The sequence below is a fragment of the Pedobacter sp. Hv1 genome (genome assembly GCF_001412215.1).
Lineage (GTDB): Bacteria > Bacteroidota > Bacteroidia > Sphingobacteriales > Sphingobacteriaceae > Pedobacter.
Genome location: NZ_LLWP01000005.1, coordinates 310,852 through 326,359, shown reverse-complemented (window position 1 = coordinate 326,359; position 15,508 = coordinate 310,852). Strand labels below are relative to the sequence as shown.

General features: G+C 37.6%; 11 protein-coding genes and 1 tRNA gene. 5 read left to right on the top strand and 7 right to left on the bottom strand.

What is annotated here, in order from left to right; all coding sequences use genetic code 11:
- Nucleotides 1-5: 5 nt before the first annotated feature.
- The 4 genes from AQF98_RS13015 (at nt 6) to AQF98_RS13000 (ending at nt 7,545) form a co-directional block, all read left to right on the top strand.
- Entirely contained in the window at nt 6-2,639 is a 2,634-nt protein-coding gene (locus AQF98_RS13015; protein WP_235524228.1) for a glycoside hydrolase family 2 TIM barrel-domain containing protein, read from the top strand.
- A gap of 227 nt (nt 2,640-2,866) precedes the next feature.
- Entirely contained in the window at nt 2,867-3,769 is a 903-nt protein-coding gene (locus AQF98_RS13010; protein WP_055132388.1) for an ROK family protein, read from the top strand.
- 7 nt (nt 3,770-3,776) lie between these two features.
- Nucleotides 3,777-5,192 (top strand): glycoside hydrolase family 125 protein, encoded by a 1,416-nt coding sequence (locus tag AQF98_RS13005; protein ID WP_055132387.1) that lies wholly within the window; start codon nt 3,777-3,779, stop codon nt 5,190-5,192.
- Between the two features lie 58 nt (nt 5,193-5,250).
- Nucleotides 5,251-7,545, top strand: a complete 2,295-nt coding sequence (locus AQF98_RS13000) for a GH92 family glycosyl hydrolase (protein WP_055132386.1) — start codon at nt 5,251-5,253, stop codon at nt 7,543-7,545.
- Nucleotides 7,546-7,602: 57 nt separating this feature from the next.
- Here AQF98_RS13000 and AQF98_RS12995 read toward each other — a convergent pair whose 3' ends face one another.
- On the bottom strand, nt 7,603-9,405 hold the full coding sequence (locus AQF98_RS12995) for an ATP-binding protein (RefSeq protein ID WP_055132385.1): 1,803 nt from the start codon (nt 9,403-9,405) through the stop codon (nt 7,603-7,605).
- Between the two features lie 181 nt (nt 9,406-9,586).
- Between AQF98_RS12995 and AQF98_RS12990 the strand changes: the two genes are divergently transcribed.
- Nucleotides 9,587-9,660, top strand: a tRNA-Ala gene (locus tag AQF98_RS12990).
- A gap of 663 nt (nt 9,661-10,323) precedes the next feature.
- Here AQF98_RS12990 and AQF98_RS12980 read toward each other — a convergent pair.
- The 6 genes from AQF98_RS12980 to AQF98_RS12955 form a co-directional block, all read right to left on the bottom strand.
- Nucleotides 10,324-11,337 carry a hypothetical protein gene (locus AQF98_RS12980; protein ID WP_055132383.1) on the bottom strand — a complete coding sequence of 338 codons (1,014 nt, stop codon included), beginning with the start codon at nt 11,335-11,337 and terminating at the stop codon, nt 10,324-10,326.
- A gap of 12 nt (nt 11,338-11,349) precedes the next feature.
- Entirely contained in the window at nt 11,350-12,033 is a 684-nt protein-coding gene (locus AQF98_RS12975) for a hypothetical protein (protein ID WP_055132382.1), read from the bottom strand.
- Between the two features lie 86 nt (nt 12,034-12,119).
- Nucleotides 12,120-13,307, bottom strand: coding sequence for a hypothetical protein (locus tag AQF98_RS12970; RefSeq protein WP_055132381.1), 1,188 nt, complete (start codon nt 13,305-13,307; stop codon nt 12,120-12,122).
- Between the two features lie 50 nt (nt 13,308-13,357).
- The gene (locus AQF98_RS12965) at nt 13,358-14,125 is read right to left on the bottom strand and encodes a hypothetical protein (protein WP_055132380.1); all 768 of its coding nucleotides are present in this window, start codon (nt 14,123-14,125) and stop codon (nt 13,358-13,360) included.
- Nucleotide 14,126: 1 nt separating this feature from the next.
- Complete coding sequence (locus tag AQF98_RS12960; RefSeq protein WP_055132379.1) at nt 14,127-15,038, bottom strand: hypothetical protein; 912 nt, start codon at nt 15,036-15,038, stop codon at nt 14,127-14,129.
- A gap of 2 nt (nt 15,039-15,040) precedes the next feature.
- Nucleotides 15,041-15,385, bottom strand: a complete 345-nt coding sequence (locus tag AQF98_RS12955) for a hypothetical protein (RefSeq protein WP_055132378.1) — start codon at nt 15,383-15,385, stop codon at nt 15,041-15,043.
- Nucleotides 15,386-15,508 lie beyond the last annotated feature (123 nt).

Here is a 15,508-nt window from a genome sequence, read left to right as displayed (position 1 = left end):
AGATTATGAAGATGATAAAAACAACTTATTTATTTTTGATAGGCGCACTGGCTTTTTGCCTTTTGACATTCGATGTTACTGCACAACAAAAATATGAGCTCAATTCGGGTTGGGTTTGTGCCAACATCAACGATATTAAGGTAGGAGGCGCACAACTGTCTAAATCAGATTTTCCGGTAGATCAGTGGATGAAAGCTACCGTACCCGGTACGGTATTGACCACACTGTTAGACAACAAAAAAGTTCCCGATCCTTTTTATGGGATGAACAATAAATTGATTAAGGATATTTACCACACAGGTAATGCTTATTATACGTATTGGTTTGTAAAATCATTTAATCAGGTAGCAAAAGCCGACGAACAAATTTGGCTGCAATTTAGAGGCGTAAACTATAAGACCGAGATTTTTTTAAATGGTAAAAAGGTAAATGCGCAAATACATGAAGGGATGCACCTGCGCCAACAGTACAACATTACTTCATTATTGGCTGCCGATGGCCGTAACCGTTTGGCCGTATTGGTGTACCCACCAGATTTTCCTGGCGATCCGAATGGGGGCCAAGGTGGCGATGGAACAATTGCCAAAGGATTAACTACCCAGTATACCGCTGGTTGGGATTGGATCCAACCAATTAGAGATCGCAATACAGGGATTTGGGACAAGGTAACTATCGAAAAAACAAAAGCGGTAAATCTGCAAAACCCACATGTGGTAACCTTAGTGCCTGGTAAACGCTCGGTAGATGGGGTTCAGCAGCCTGCAATGATCAAGGCTTCTGCCGAATTGATCAATACAAGTGCCAAGCCAGTTGAAGGAACATTAGTGCTAACTATGGCTGGTAAAACCACCCAAACCAAAGTAACCTTAGCTGCCAATCGAAATACAGAAGTGCAACTGCCTCAATTGATTTTACAGAATCCAAAATTGTGGTGGCCAAATGGTTATGGAGAGCAAAATCTTTACCCTGTTCGGTTGCAGTTCATTACCTCAAAAGGGGTGTCTGATGAAGACAACCTGAATGTAGGTGTGCGACAGATTGAAACTGCGTTTAACACACATACCCAGAGTATGCAAACCACCATTAACGGGCAGAAGATATTTATTAAAGGAGGCAATTGGATCATTTCTGATGCCATGCTAAGATTCTCGCCACAAAGGTACGATGCAGAAATACGTTTCCACAAAGAAATGAACCTTAACCTGATCAGGATTTGGGGAGGTGCGATTACCGAACGTCCAGAATTTTATGAAGCTTGCGATAAATATGGTTTATTGGTGTTTCAAGATTTTTGGTTTAGTGGCGATTGCAATGGTCGATGGTACGATCCACTTAAAAAGGAAGACCAATGGGCCAGAAGAAAATACCCTAACGATCACCAATTGGTGTTAACGGCAGCAGCCGATCAGATTAAAATGATCAGAAACCATGCCTCATTGGCTTATTGGTGTGGTGGTAATGAAATTACACCTCCAGATGATATCTTGATTCCATTGAGAGATGAAATTTTACCAAAATTAGATGGCACTCGTACATTCATTGATTTCTCTAACAGCGATGCCATGTCGGTGAATACGTTTGGAGGCAATGGAGACGGACCTTACAATATCCAAAATCCCAGGTCATTCTGGACCAACAGAACTTTTCCTTTTAACTCAGAAATTGGTTCGGTAGGTACCGGCGATTATGAATCTTTAAAAAGATTTATCCCTGAGGCCAACTTAATTGCCCCACAACACCCAAATAAAGTAGACTCGGTTTGGGAATACCATAAGTACATTGGTTACGATCAACACATTAAACCTTATAACGAAGCTAAAAATGCTGAAGATTTTGCTCAAAAGGCCCAATTGGTTAATTATAATCAGTACAGGGCATTAATGGAGGGTTTTTCTGCACACATGTGGGATTGGTATACAGGTTCAATTATCTGGAAAACCCAAAACCCGTGGACAGCCCTGCGTGGCCAGATGTACGATTATTATTTAGATGTAAATGCGTCTTTATATGGTTTGAGAACTGGAAGCGAACCTTTGCACATTATGTTGAACCCGGCAGATAGCATCATAACCGTGGTGAACAATCATTTTGTAGCCAAACGTAACCTAATGGTGAAAGCTACAGCTTATGATATGGCTGGCAAGGCTTATTTTCTGGACCAGATTTTTTATGAGATTGATCCAACTACGGTGAAGAAATGTTTCTCTATTAAAAATGCCATCGAAAAATTGCATCAAAAAGATGGATTGTTTATCCAGTTGGCTTTATTAGACGAAAATCAAAAGGTATTGAGCGAAAACTTTTATTGGCTCGAAGATGAAAACGGCAACTATGCTGGCCTACAAAAAATGAACAAGACCAAGCTGTCGGTGCAGCCAACAATGATGGGTAAAAACAAGTTATCAGTTAAGTTGACGGCACCTTCAAACCAGCCTGTAGCGTTTTTTACCAGAATTGCGTTAATAGATCAACAAACAGGGAAGAGGATATTGCCAGCATTTTACTCTGATAACTACATCAGTGTACTGCCTGGAACTTCAAAAACAATAGCTATTGATTGTAACAATGTTGATTTGAAAAACTGTAGGGTAGAGGTGTATGGCTGGAATGTAGAGAAGGTAAGTACAAGTATCCAATAAGATAAAAGACGAACAAAATGTATTTAATGTGTTTTTAAACGTTAAAACGGATTAAATACGAGGACCATGATCAAATGGTTGGATAAAATTGAAACAATACCAATGTTTACTTAAACGGTTTAGGTAATTGGTTATGCACTAAAACTCGAATGGAATGAGAAACCCGTTTTGCTTAATAATTAATACTTTTGGTTTAAGGATAACTAGACATAGAATTAGAAGATAACATGAGTAGACCTGTTGTATTAGGGGTAGATATTGGCGGCTCGCACATTACGGCCGCATTGGTAAATTTAGAAAATGGAGCCTTAATTGAAGGCTCGATTAAACGTAGTGCTGTAGATTCAAAAAAAGATAAAGCAACTATTTTAGATGCATGGTGCGATGTAATCAACAGTGTTTTTGAAACATCTGCACAGCAAGAAAAACATATCGGCATTGCCATGCCCGGGCCGTTTGATTATGAAAATGGAATTTCTTTGATCAAAGAACAAGATAAGTTTAATGCTTTGTACTTGGTGAACATCAAAGAAGAACTGGCCAACAGATTGGGTATTCACTTAACTGATATCAATTTTGTGAATGATGCAGCAGCTTTTATGCAAGGAGAGGTGTTTAGTGGAGCTGCAAAAGGTTACAATAACGTATTGGGTTTAACCTTGGGTACAGGCTTAGGTTCTGCACTCTCCATTAACGGACAAGCATCGGATGCCGAACTTTGGAATTCGAGCTTTAAGAATGGGATTGCCGAAGATTACCTTTCAACAAGATGGTTTGTTGGTCGCTATCAAGAGCTAAGTGGTTTAACACTTGATGGTGTTAAAGAGTTGGCAGCAATTGTTGAAACCGATGATTATGCCAAACAGGTTTTTGAAGAATTTGGGGTGAGCTTGGCGCAATTTTTAATACCTATTATTCATAAAAATAAAGTTGAAGTAGTTATTTTGGGAGGTAACATTGCTCAGGCTATTGAACATTTTTGCCAAAGCTTAAGCGAAGAACTGCAGGTTAATCAATTAACCATTCCATTTAAACTATCCGAATTAAATGAACATGCATCATTAATTGGTGCTGCCAGCAACTGGAATTTAGTTGCTCATAAAACAGAAAATATCACAAACGAGCATTAAATTTGATATGAAAAGAAGAACATTTATACAGAATACAAGCTTATTAGGTGCCGGTGTACTGGCTTCTAAATTCTCATTTGCAGCCGCCCCAGATTTTCCAGTAGTAAGAGTGGCGGCAGAAAAACGTCATTTTACCAGTGTTGCAGTAGACAATGCCATTAAAACTTTTCAAGCTAATGTAGCAGATAAAGAATTGGGCTGGTTATTTGAAAACTGTTTCCCCAATACCTTAGATACCACGGTAACCTACAGCCTACAAAATGGCAAGCCAGATACTTATGTGATTACTGGAGATATTGATGCCATGTGGATGCGTGACAGCTCTGCGCAAGTTTGGCCCTATTTGCAGTTTGCCAACGAAGAAAAGAAAATAAAAGATTTAATTGCAGGGGTGATCAATCGTCAAACACAATACATTTTAAAAGATCCGTATGCCAATGCTTTTTATAATGATGCCACTAAAATAGGCGAATGGAAAAATGATAAAACAGCCATGAAACCGGGTGTGCACGAGCGCAAATGGGAAATAGATTCGTTGTGTTATCCTATCCGTTTGGCTTATAACTATTGGAAAAAAACAGGAGACAAAACTCCTTTTGATGGAGAATGGAAAAAAGCGATTGAGGCTACTTTAAAAACATTTATAGAGCAGCAACGTAAAACCAGTAAAGGACCTTATCGCTTTCAACGCGAAAGTTTATATCCAACAGATACACTTTCTATGAATGGGTATGGTTTTCCAGTTAAGCCAGTAGGTTTAATCTGCTCATCTTTCCGTCCTAGTGACGATGCTACCATTTATCCTTTTCTAATTCCGTCTAACTTTTTTGCAGTAAGCAGTTTAAAACAAGCGGCAGAAATGGTAAATGCATTGCAAAATGATAAGATTTTGGCAGACAAGTTAACCGCATTGGCTACAGAGGTTGATGCTGCCTTGAAGAAGTTTGCGGTAAAAGATCATCCTATCTATGGAAAAATGTTTGCTTTTGAGGTAGATGGTTTTGGTAGTGCCTATATGATGGACGATAGCAATGTGCCGAGTTTATTGTCAATGCCTTATTTGGGTGCCATTAAAGTAGACGATCCGATTTATAAAAATACAAGAAGGTTTATTCTTTCAAGTGATAATCCTTACTTCTTTAAAGGAACATTTGCAGAGGGCGTAGGCGGTCCACATATTGGTCCGGATATGATTTGGCCTATGGCCATCACCATGCAAGGTATGACTTCTGTAAGTGATGCTGAGATTAAAAACTGTATTGCAATGTTGAAACGTACACATGCGGGTAAAGGTTTTATGCATGAGAGTTTCCATAAAGACGACCCGAAGAATTTTACACGTAGTTGGTTTGCTTGGGCAAATACCTTATTTGGAGAATTTCTTTGGAAAGTATACAAAGAAAAACCTCATTTGCTAAAATAATCTGCTTTGCGCTTAATTAAAAGCTTGGCTATATGCTTTCATCCCAATACATGATATAATGATCAAGAAATTACTTTCGTTCGGCTTAATTTTTACAAGCCTAGGTTTAGCTGCACAAACTGTAGGTAAAATTAGCGATCCGGTAGAATGGATCAATCCGTTAATGGGTACGCAATCTAAACCCGACCTATCAAACGGGAATACTTACCCTACCATCGCTTTGCCATGGGGCATGAATTTTTGGACGCCCCAAACTGGCAAGATGGGCAATGGCTGGGCCTACCAATACGATGCTGATAAAATCCGTGGTTTTAAACAAACGCATCAACCATCGCCATGGATGAATGATTACGGACAGTTTGCCATTATGCCGGTTACCGGAAAATTGAAATTTACCGAAGATGATAGAGCAAGTTGGTTTACGCACAAAGCCGAAATTGCAAAACCTTATTATTACAGTGTATACTTGGCAGATGCAAATGTAACCACCGAAATTACCCCAACAGAAAGGGCAGCCCAATTTCGTTTCACTTTTCCTCAAACAGACAGTGCCTTTGTTGTGGTTGATGCTTTGAACAAAGGATCGTACATCAAAATTATTCCATCAGAACGAAAAATTATTGGCTACACTTCAAAATATGCTCGTGGGCCTCTGCCTAGCAATTTTAAAAACTACTTTGTAATCTATTTTGATAAGGATTTTACAATTTCAAAAACATGGTCTGGCAATAAACTGAACAATACCGATTTAGAACTTCAAAGCGACCATACCGGAGCAGTAATTGGTTTTAAAACAACCAAAGGTGAAAAAGTACATACTAAAGTGGCTTCCTCATTTATCAGTTTCGAACAGGCCGAGATCAGTTTAAAAAGAGAATTGGCCAACGATGGTTTTGATGCCACCAAAAATAAAGCAAAAGCGATCTGGAATAAAACCCTGAGCAGAGTTGCAGTAGAAGGTGGTACGGTTGATCAGACCAGAACCTTTTATTCTTCGCTCTACCGTACCTTGTTTTTCCCTAACAAATTATATGAGATTGATGCCAACAATAAAATTGTGCATTGGAGCCCTTATAACGGAAAAATATTGCCAGGCTACATGTTTGCAGGTACAGGTTTCTGGGACACTTTTAGAGCCTTATATCCTTTCTTAAATCTGGTTTATCCTGAGATTAATAAAGAAATGCAAGAAGGCTTGATCAATGATTATAAAGAAGGAGGCTTTTTACCCGAATGGAGCAGTCCAGGTTTTGCAGACATTATGATTGGCAATAACTCTGCCTCGGTAGTGGCAGATGCTTACATTAAAGGCCTGCGTGGCTACGATATTGAAACTTTATGGCAGGCAGTTAAGCATGGGGCAGATAATGAAGGGCCAATGACCGCTGTGGGCCGTAAGGGTGTAAAATATTATAACGAATTAGGTTATGTGCCCTACGACGTAAAAATTAATGAAAATGCTGCTCGTACTTTAGAATATGCATACGATGATTTTGCCATCTATCAATTGGGTAAGGCCTTAGGTAAACCCGAAAGTGAAATTGGCATATATGCCAAGCGGGCAATGAATTATAAACATCTTTTTGACCCTTCAACAGGTTTAATGAGAGGTAAAAACAAAGATGGTAGTTTTCAATCGCCATTTAGTCCATTTAAGTGGGGCGATGCTTTTACAGAAGGCAATAGCTGGCATTACTCTTGGTCGGTATTTCAAGATGTGGCCGGATTAGCTAAACTAATGGGTGGCAACGAAAAATTTGTAAACAAGCTCGATTCAGTATTTATCCTTCCGCCAATATTTGATGATACTTATTACGGTGGCGTGATCCACGAAATCCGTGAAATGCAGATTGCCAATATGGGCCAATATGCACATGGTAATCAGCCTATTCAGCACATGATCTATTTGTACAATTATGGCGGTGCACCTTGGAAAACTCAATACTGGGTTCGCGAAACAATGGACAGAATGTATAAAGCAACTCCAGATGGTTATTGTGGTGATGAAGATAATGGACAAACATCGGCCTGGTATGTATTTTCTGCCATGGGTTTTTATCCAGTTACACCTGCGGTTGACCAATATGTAATTGGTGCACCATTGTTTAAGAAAGTAACCTTGAACTTGGAAAATGGCAAAACAATAGTGATCAATGCGCCTGCTAACAGTGCTGATAACCGATATGTTGAAACCTTAAAAGTAAATGGCGCAACTTATGATAAAAACTGGTTAAGCCATTCAGACCTACAAAAAGGAGCAGTATTGGATTTTGGCATGTCTGCTACACCAAATCAAAAAAGAGGAGTAAATGAAACGGCATTTCCGTATTCATTTTCTACGGCTAAAAAATAAAACTAAAAACTAAAAACAACCAATGCCAAGGAAAGCAAACTGCTTTCCTTTTTTAATTTAAACACTTTTATGCGAAGCTATTTCTTCTATTTTTCCTCTTAGCTCTTCAGGATTGAAAGGTTTAGATACATAGTCGTTAATGCCCGCTTCAGTTATTTTGTTTCTTACATCTAAGGCCACAGAAGCAGTTAGCGCAATAATGTGCACTGCAGATTTTACGGTGTCGCCATAGTTTCTAATGGTTCTGGAAGCTTCATAACCATCCATAATTGGCATGTGGATATCCATTAATATCAAATCGTAATCATTGGTTTTAAAGGCTTCAACAGCATCAGCGCCATTACTAGCAAAGTCGGGGGTAATGTTCCATTTGGCCAATAGTTTTCGCATCAATAAAGTATTCATCTGATTGTCTTCGGCTATCAGAATTTTTAAACCGCTAATGTCCATGTTTTCAATGCTTTTGTTATTTGGTTCTATAGGTATGTTTTGATTAAGATCAAATAAGGTATAATTAATTTCAAAGCTGAATGATGTGCCAACATTCACTTCACTTTGTATGCTAATATTACTTTGATGTAACTCCAGCAGGTTCTTCACAATAGCAAGACCTAGCCCACTGCCACCGTAGTTACGTGTAGTACTTGTAGAGGCCTGCGAAAAAGATTCGAATACCAATTCTTGCTTTTCCACTGGGATCCCAATACCTGTATCACTAACGCAAAAATAGAGCCTAATATTTTTGCTGTTTTTTTCTATCACTTTAATGGTGAGATTTACTTTTCCATCCTTCGTAAATTTTAAAGCATTTTCTATCAGATTGTTTAAAATTTGTGTCAGCCTAGTGGGATCACCAATCACACCAAGCTCATTTAGCTCATTACTACAATCTAGCGTAAAAACTAAACCTTTTGCGGTTGCCCTATTTTTGAAACCTGCAAAAATACTATTGATCAGTTCATGTATGCTGAAAGGGATTTTTTCAATGTCTACTTTTCCAGACTCAATTTTGTTAATATCCAACACATCATTGATGAGGTTGAGCAGGTTATTGGCAGAGAATTTTAGGATATTTAAATTTTCTTCTTGCTCTTTTCTAGGGTTGTCTAAAAGTAGCAAATCGCTCATGCCAATTACGCCATTTAGCGGGGTCCTTAATTCGTGCGAAATGGTAGAAAGAAAATTGGTCTTTGCTTTAGAAAGTTGTTCCGAAATGGTAATGGTTTCTTGGAGTTTTTCATTCAGCTTCTTTTCTTCTTCCTGTTTAATTTTTAGTTGTTTAATGGTTTCATTAAAGGCATAAAAAAAATGGTGCTGAATATAGATGATCAATAAAAAATTAAAGATAAATACAATTAAAAAGCTGTAGTTGTCTACCTCTATTTGGTTGTGGATGGTTAACATTGCTGCCTGACCATATAAGGCAAAGTTGATACCCATAAAAAGTATGCTGAGCAGCGAATAGAATACGCCCCATTTAATGCCTAAAAGATAATAGCTCAACACCACCAACAATAACATAAACTGGAGGGAAATGATTTTGATGCCCTGTAAGAAAATGAACAAGTTAGACCAGATTAATACGGCAATAATTATACAGGTTAAATGAGCCACCAATTTCCATTTTGGGGTTTTTAACAAAACCCAGATCAATCCAACCTGGGCAACAATAATCAGCACTGAGCGGAAGAACAATAGGTGTTGGGCATGAATATAAAAAGAAGGCAAAGTAAGTAAGAGTACAATTAAGCTCGAAGAGAGCCCTTGTGCTAAAAATCGGGCCCTTACCATATTTAATGGATCAGGATCATTCACTAAAATTTTTGCAATATTTTGATCTATATATTTTATTCTAATCATGTTAACTTAAGTAGAGGGATTGAAATGCAATATACACCTTAAATTCTAGTTAAATAAATGAGGAATGTGATTTTTAAGCCTCTTTTTTAACGAATTAGACACTTAATTTAAGATTACTTCAGAGAATAGAAATAAAAATTTGCAGGCGTTAAACTTTTAATTACTTTTGCTTCCCAAACCTGGGGGATTAGCTCATTTGGCTAGAGCGCTTCGCTGGCAGTGAAGAGGTGATCGGTTCGAATCCGATATTCTCCACCTAAATTTCCCATAGGGGGAAGAAAAGTTCAAAATTTTATTATCTCAATCGAAAAACACCTTTTGAATATATCTAAAGGTGTTTTTTGTTTAACTGGATTTGCATTCTTTCTAAATTACTTTACGTTTCTTACGTTTTCTTGGGATACCAAGTATGATCTCTGCGAGGAATCTTTTTGTTAAATCTTCTTCTTTTTGAACAAACTCTGGAAAGTGTAGTTTATGTATTTCTGTAATCTTTCTCGGTAGGTCTGAAAATTGCTCTAGCCTATTACTTAGCTTGTCTACTTTTTCTATTAGAGCGACTAATGTTTTATGTAAGGAATTGATATGTAGTTCATTAGTGTTTTTGGATTGTTTGCATTCTTCTATGGGTTGTTGCATTAAGGTCTTTATCTACAAGATTAATTTATAATAATTTATCCATATGGGACAGGTTATGTTAATATAGGAAATGTAGAAAATTAATGTGTAAATAGTGCTTGTAAACTTTTTCTTAGAAAGTAATTGTGGAGAATACTTTATTCAACACAAACAATATATCAATATGATATGAATATATCTTAATTTGAAAGAAATTTTAACAATCAAAGGTATTGAAAGATACTGTGGTTTCACCCCGAACCAACTCATTAATGGGGCTAGGATCAAATCTTTGTTTTTTCACAAAATCTGAAATAAAAACTCCTTTATCTTTTCATAACGTGCGCTTGAATACCGTTGCAGGTCATCGAAACTATTTGCATTGATGATCTGGTGGACAAATATATTGATGACATGCCTAGGTGGTAGAAATCCTTTTCGCTTCAAAAATTCGTTCTGAAGATCCTGTACATAAAAAGCCAATTGGTTCCTTACCTTGAATGCACCGAAGGTCGCCATGATTTTTTTTCGGCCGTCATTGTCGAATACCTTAAATTTAAAATTTTCTTCATTTTGGTTTGTGAAATACATCAAAGTCTGTTTCTCATTCACTCCAAAAAAGTCGACATATTTGACCTCTGAAATTTTCTCGAATACCTGTATGATAAAATCATTGAAGATTATAACATGGTTGCCCTGCTCTGATCCGATTCCAACATCATTATAAGTGTATTCGAAGTTGCCGCCCAAAGTACTAAGATAAGTTACATTCAAAGGAACCGATTTTATCATTGCTATGTCGGCATTTTTGTTCAGAACGATTTCTCTTAATTTGTCCTGAAGCACTGCACTAATTTTATACCCCTGATCACAAATCGAAGTTCTTAGTACCTGAAGCAGAAAGAATTTCCGTATCAATAAATATTCAGTAAAACTGACTTCTCTCTCTCCAGTGAAATCCTTCCCTCTGAGCTTCGGCAAAATCTTATCTATGAATTCGGTCTCAATCTCCGTAAATATCTTTTCGCAAGATGAACAGAAAACATTGTCCACTGAAAAATCATTCTTTTTTGCCTCTTCAATTTCCTTTTCACCGGGCGCATGGCCCAATCCTTCAATGATGGCTTCTTGAGAAGTTTTTTGCTGAAATTTAAATTCTACAGAGTTTTTATGGCTCGAAATATCGTACATAGCCCCCTTTCCCCTTATGTTCAGCCCGCCCTCATTTAATGCACTTCTGATAATACCGTCAGTAAGATAGTGTGTATTTTTCTTATCGGCAGGATTTTTCCCACAGCATTTGCAGATTTCCATTTGTTAATTTTTTTAATCTTCAGGATTTTCTTTTTTTCTTAATTCTTCAAGATATTCCTCTAGCGGAATCTCCCTTGTCAATTTTTGGCCCTGTTTTAGGAAATCGATATCTACTTTGATGGGGTTCCATTTTAATTCTAACGGATCGAACAGCATCAGGCTCCTTTTTTTGCTGTTCAAGTCTTTAGCAATATCTGAAATCTTATCTATTGCTACTCCAAATTGTTCAGCATCCAGATTTTCGGTCTCCAACTCAATGGAGCAGTCTACATCAAGCTTGATGACAAGGTGGAATTTTGCTGGATGCTCCAATACTGTATTTGAAATTATGGAAATAGTTTTCTTATTATATACCTTTTTCCAGCAACTGATTATCAGCATCTTCAGCCCGTCATAGATTCCATTGGTCAATAATCCAGACATTAGTACACCTATAATCCCAGGTTCGGTAAGCATAAGTACAAGATCTGCCGAAAGGCTCGAAATAGATGCTTGTATGGTACCGCTTCGATCCATAGAGCTGAGCTGAAAGCCAAGCCGTTCGGTCTCTGCTTCCATTTCAAGTAACTGTAAAGGAGAAATATGCTGGCTCAAATAGGAAAGATGGATTACATTAGGGCCATTTTTGAGCTTTGTACGCCGCTCAGTCATAATTTTTTCTTGTTCGGCAAAATAGTTTTTCAGGTCTTTAGCCATATTGAAGATGCTATGTTTTTTCTATGATTATTGCGACTAGGTGATTTCTTTGGGCGTTTTTGCGGGCTGTACGCTATATCTTTTTGCTATATGTTGCTGTTAAGTCCTTCGATCAATAATACTGCATGCTCAAAGGAAACCTTACAATTATTTAGCTCCTTGTTCACAAAAATCCGAATATCTTCTATTTCGTTTTGGATTTTTAACAGTTTACTTTCATCACTTGTGGCATGGTGAAGCCATTTTGTGGTGAATGATGCATTGTAGGAACCTTTTATTGTCTCATTGGTACTCTGATAGTGTACCAATGGATGGCGGTAGGTCGATAATTTTTTATGTTCGTTATTAATTCGCCTAAAGAAGTAGGCATAATTTGCATCTGTTGTCAGATGCGCATATCTTTCAATTACTTCTCGCTTTGTTCTTCTTTCGAAAAGCTTGTTGTACGAAAGCGAAAATTGTAAAAAACTGGTTGGCTTTAAGAAAAGGTAGATCAGATAGGCAAGCCTTTCATAAAATGTATATAATTCCTCTATTGCATTTTCCAGATAGGACACGTATCTCACATCAAAATAATTCTGTTTTACTGGGTAGACCTTTGAACCTTGGAAATTGTAGGAATTGTCTTGGAAATGTGTAATGTATCTGCCCCAAATGTTTGAACAACCTACACTGTACATAATCTTCCGATGACATTCATTCAATTCGGTAAAATAGTCATGACTAGAACCCGTTACCATAGCGGAATCCTCAATATCTACGTTTTTCCAAATTCTGGTAAAGAAGCTAAATGCCTCCTGGCCTTGATATGTATTTTCATGGAGCATTTTTATTCCAGATCTTTCTAATTCCCTTTCATAGGTTTTGTGAAAGATCAACAATGACTTCTGTTCCTGATTCAGTAGATTTATATCTCCGTGCAGGTTGCTTTCGATGAAAACAAAGGCGTGCAGAGAAATTTCGAGTATGATTGGTTTCCTGAATGTTTTGCTATAGTCAAAGCTATTTTCTACCAATATGACCTGGACTGCCAAGTCTACTATAATTTCATCATATTGAAAACCATCAACATTGGTCAATGGGGTACTAATATAATCTTGGGACCAACTAAAGATTGCTCCGGTGAAATCAAAATCGGTGTGACTTGTCCTTTTTACCTTGGAGGAATAAAAGTGATGGTTTTTTCTTTTTTTTAATAATTGCTTTAGTTCAGAGCCATCGTTGATTTCAATGTTGTTTTTGAGCTTCAGAAAATTTACCTCTTTTCTTTCCATAATCTTTTTATCTACATGCGTAAATCATTTGGTTAAAATGTAATTAGCAATTATTTGTTGAGCGGAACAGAATATATGGTGTCGGGAATATTAATGATAACTGTATCATTTTTAGCCTTGGTTTTCCTGATCTGCTCCCCCAACAATTTAAGATTCCTAATTTCAATACTTCCATTTACATCCATAACTTGCTTTGGTGGGTTGTAGAATAGGATAAATACTGCAGTAAGTACCACTAGAGCTCCGCTTAAAAGGTTTGCTATTTTAAATGCTGCATAGGAATGGAGTAGATTGGTGCCCTTCCGATTGTTGTTGTTAATGTTTTGGTTAATGCAACTGAGAATATCCCTGATTTCCTCTGCAATGAACTCTTCAGTGGATTTGTCCTTGAACTGCAGTACATTGTTAGCTCCAACCCTTCCATATTTAAATTGGCTTATGCGATAATTTCTAAGCGCATTGTGTATGGTCAACAAATAAAAACATGCTGCAAGAACAAGCAACAAGATTAAAATAGACTTAACTAATATTCCTAGGTCTGAAGCCTTGTCCATCATCACTGGTAAAAAAAGGCCAAGCAATGAAAATATGATTCCAGTTTGGGAAATCAGTTGCGAAGTCTTGGAATCAATGGATTCCAGTCGCTTGTCTTCGTTTTCCTGAAGTCTAACCAAAAAATCCCGATGCTCACGAAGCTTTGTATCCGGTTCGCTAACTTGATAAGAGGCATAATCGATTCGACGAAAATCAGTTTCTTCCTTATAAAACAAGCCTATATCGTTCAGGCGGTTTTTGATTTTTTTGCTGAGTTTTCCCATCTTACAAAAGTTCCTTGATAATGGCGTCCGAAATCTTTAGTCCAGTCTCGGTCTCTATCCAAACCCACTGGCCATTTGGATTAATTTCCAAAAATGTATAGGTGCCATCCGGTGAAAGGATCATGTCAATTGCACCAAATACTAGACCCATCTCACGGACTAAATCGATACAAAGCTGATGGATGTGTGATGGTAGTTCAAATATTGTGAAGGCCAGTTTTTTCTTTCTCCAGTCAGTTTTGGTTTCTTCATCTTCCTGAGATTTAACCTGGGCTGCAAAAGTCTGGCCATTCACTACAGTAATTCTCAGTTCGACTGTTTTTTCGATTTCCCTTTGAAAAATGCAAGGGCTTAGGTCGAAAGAATTCAAGCTGTCAATCTGTTCTTTGGTTACCCTGTTTGTAAATATAAACTCAGCATTCTCTGGACTGCTAATCCTGGTTTGAAAGATGGGCTTCACAATGATGTGGTCATGCTTGCCAAAAAAGTTTTTAAGTTCTTCTTTATCGGAAGTAACCAACGTTTCTGGAATCTTAAACCCCAGTTTTTTTGCGAGCTTAAGTTGATATAATTTGTTTTCGGCGTGATAGACCTCTCGAGGTGGGCTAACCCATTTGGCATCGAGAATAGAGAAAATATTCTTCATAAATGCTTCCACTTCCCCCAAAATATATTTTCTTTCCTGCGGAAGTTCAATGTCCAGGTCAGGCAACAACGTTCTTCTGAACCAGACTGATGTGTACTTTGGTACGCCCATTATCGAAAAGGTCATATCCGGATGGTATTCGAACGAATAGTTCGTACTTAGAATATCTTCACAGTTCAGCCGTCGGTACTCTATCTTTCTATCATTCAGCTTATTGATGAGGAAATCTGCGGTAAAATCAAGTTTATGTGTAATGATGAGGATCATGCTTATTGCGGGTCGCTATCGGCGCCCTCTACATACTGGCGGGTTTCTGTTTCAGTGCCCATCAGCATACTCATCGAAAACCTATCAGGATCGGCATCTGAGGCTTCTAGGTCTACCAAAGTTATAGATTCTGTACCCATCAATCTAGAGACATAGGTCTGTTCGGTATCGGAATCTTCGCCCTGTGTTTTTGTAAACGTTTCGGTTGAAAGATCCAATGCGCATATTGCAGGCATTCCAGTTTGCTTGTCGATACTGAGATTCAATATTTTATCGTACTGTAGTTGCGAATAGTCAGCACTTTCCACTGTTGGCTGTTCTTTAAACTGGAATATAAATGGTTTCATTGAGAGTGTTAGCAATTTGATGTCTTAACAAATATATTAAAAAAACTCAGGTAATCTAAATCCAGAATTATGGGTTAGACTGAAACCTGGTTTAGAATATTCCTGATAAATTTAGTAGCATTG

What these genes read in the sequence shown, in the direction of transcription:
- AQF98_RS12960 (WP_055132379.1), bottom strand. Translation starts at nt 15,038, where the DNA reads ATGATCCTCATCATTACACATAAACTTGATTTTACCGCAGATTTCCTC.
- AQF98_RS13000 (WP_055132386.1), top strand. Translation starts at nt 5,251, where the DNA reads ATGATCAAGAAATTACTTTCGTTCGGCTTAATTTTTACAAGCCTAGGT.
- AQF98_RS13015 (WP_235524228.1), top strand. Translation starts at nt 6, where the DNA reads ATGAAGATGATAAAAACAACTTATTTATTTTTGATAGGCGCACTGGCT.
- AQF98_RS12970 (WP_055132381.1), bottom strand. Translation starts at nt 13,307, where the DNA reads ATGGAAAGAAAAGAGGTAAATTTTCTGAAGCTCAAAAACAACATTGAA.
- AQF98_RS12995 (WP_055132385.1), bottom strand. Translation starts at nt 9,405, where the DNA reads ATGATTAGAATAAAATATATAGATCAAAATATTGCAAAAATTTTAGTG.
- AQF98_RS13010 (WP_055132388.1), top strand. Translation starts at nt 2,867, where the DNA reads ATGAGTAGACCTGTTGTATTAGGGGTAGATATTGGCGGCTCGCACATT.
- AQF98_RS12955 (WP_055132378.1), bottom strand. Translation starts at nt 15,385, where the DNA reads ATGAAACCATTTATATTCCAGTTTAAAGAACAGCCAACAGTGGAAAGT.
- AQF98_RS13005 (WP_055132387.1), top strand. Translation starts at nt 3,777, where the DNA reads ATGAAAAGAAGAACATTTATACAGAATACAAGCTTATTAGGTGCCGGT.
- AQF98_RS12975 (WP_055132382.1), bottom strand. Translation starts at nt 12,033, where the DNA reads ATGGCTAAAGACCTGAAAAACTATTTTGCCGAACAAGAAAAAATTATG.
- AQF98_RS12980 (WP_055132383.1), bottom strand. Translation starts at nt 11,337, where the DNA reads ATGGAAATCTGCAAATGCTGTGGGAAAAATCCTGCCGATAAGAAAAAT.
- AQF98_RS12965 (WP_055132380.1), bottom strand. Translation starts at nt 14,125, where the DNA reads ATGGGAAAACTCAGCAAAAAAATCAAAAACCGCCTGAACGATATAGGC.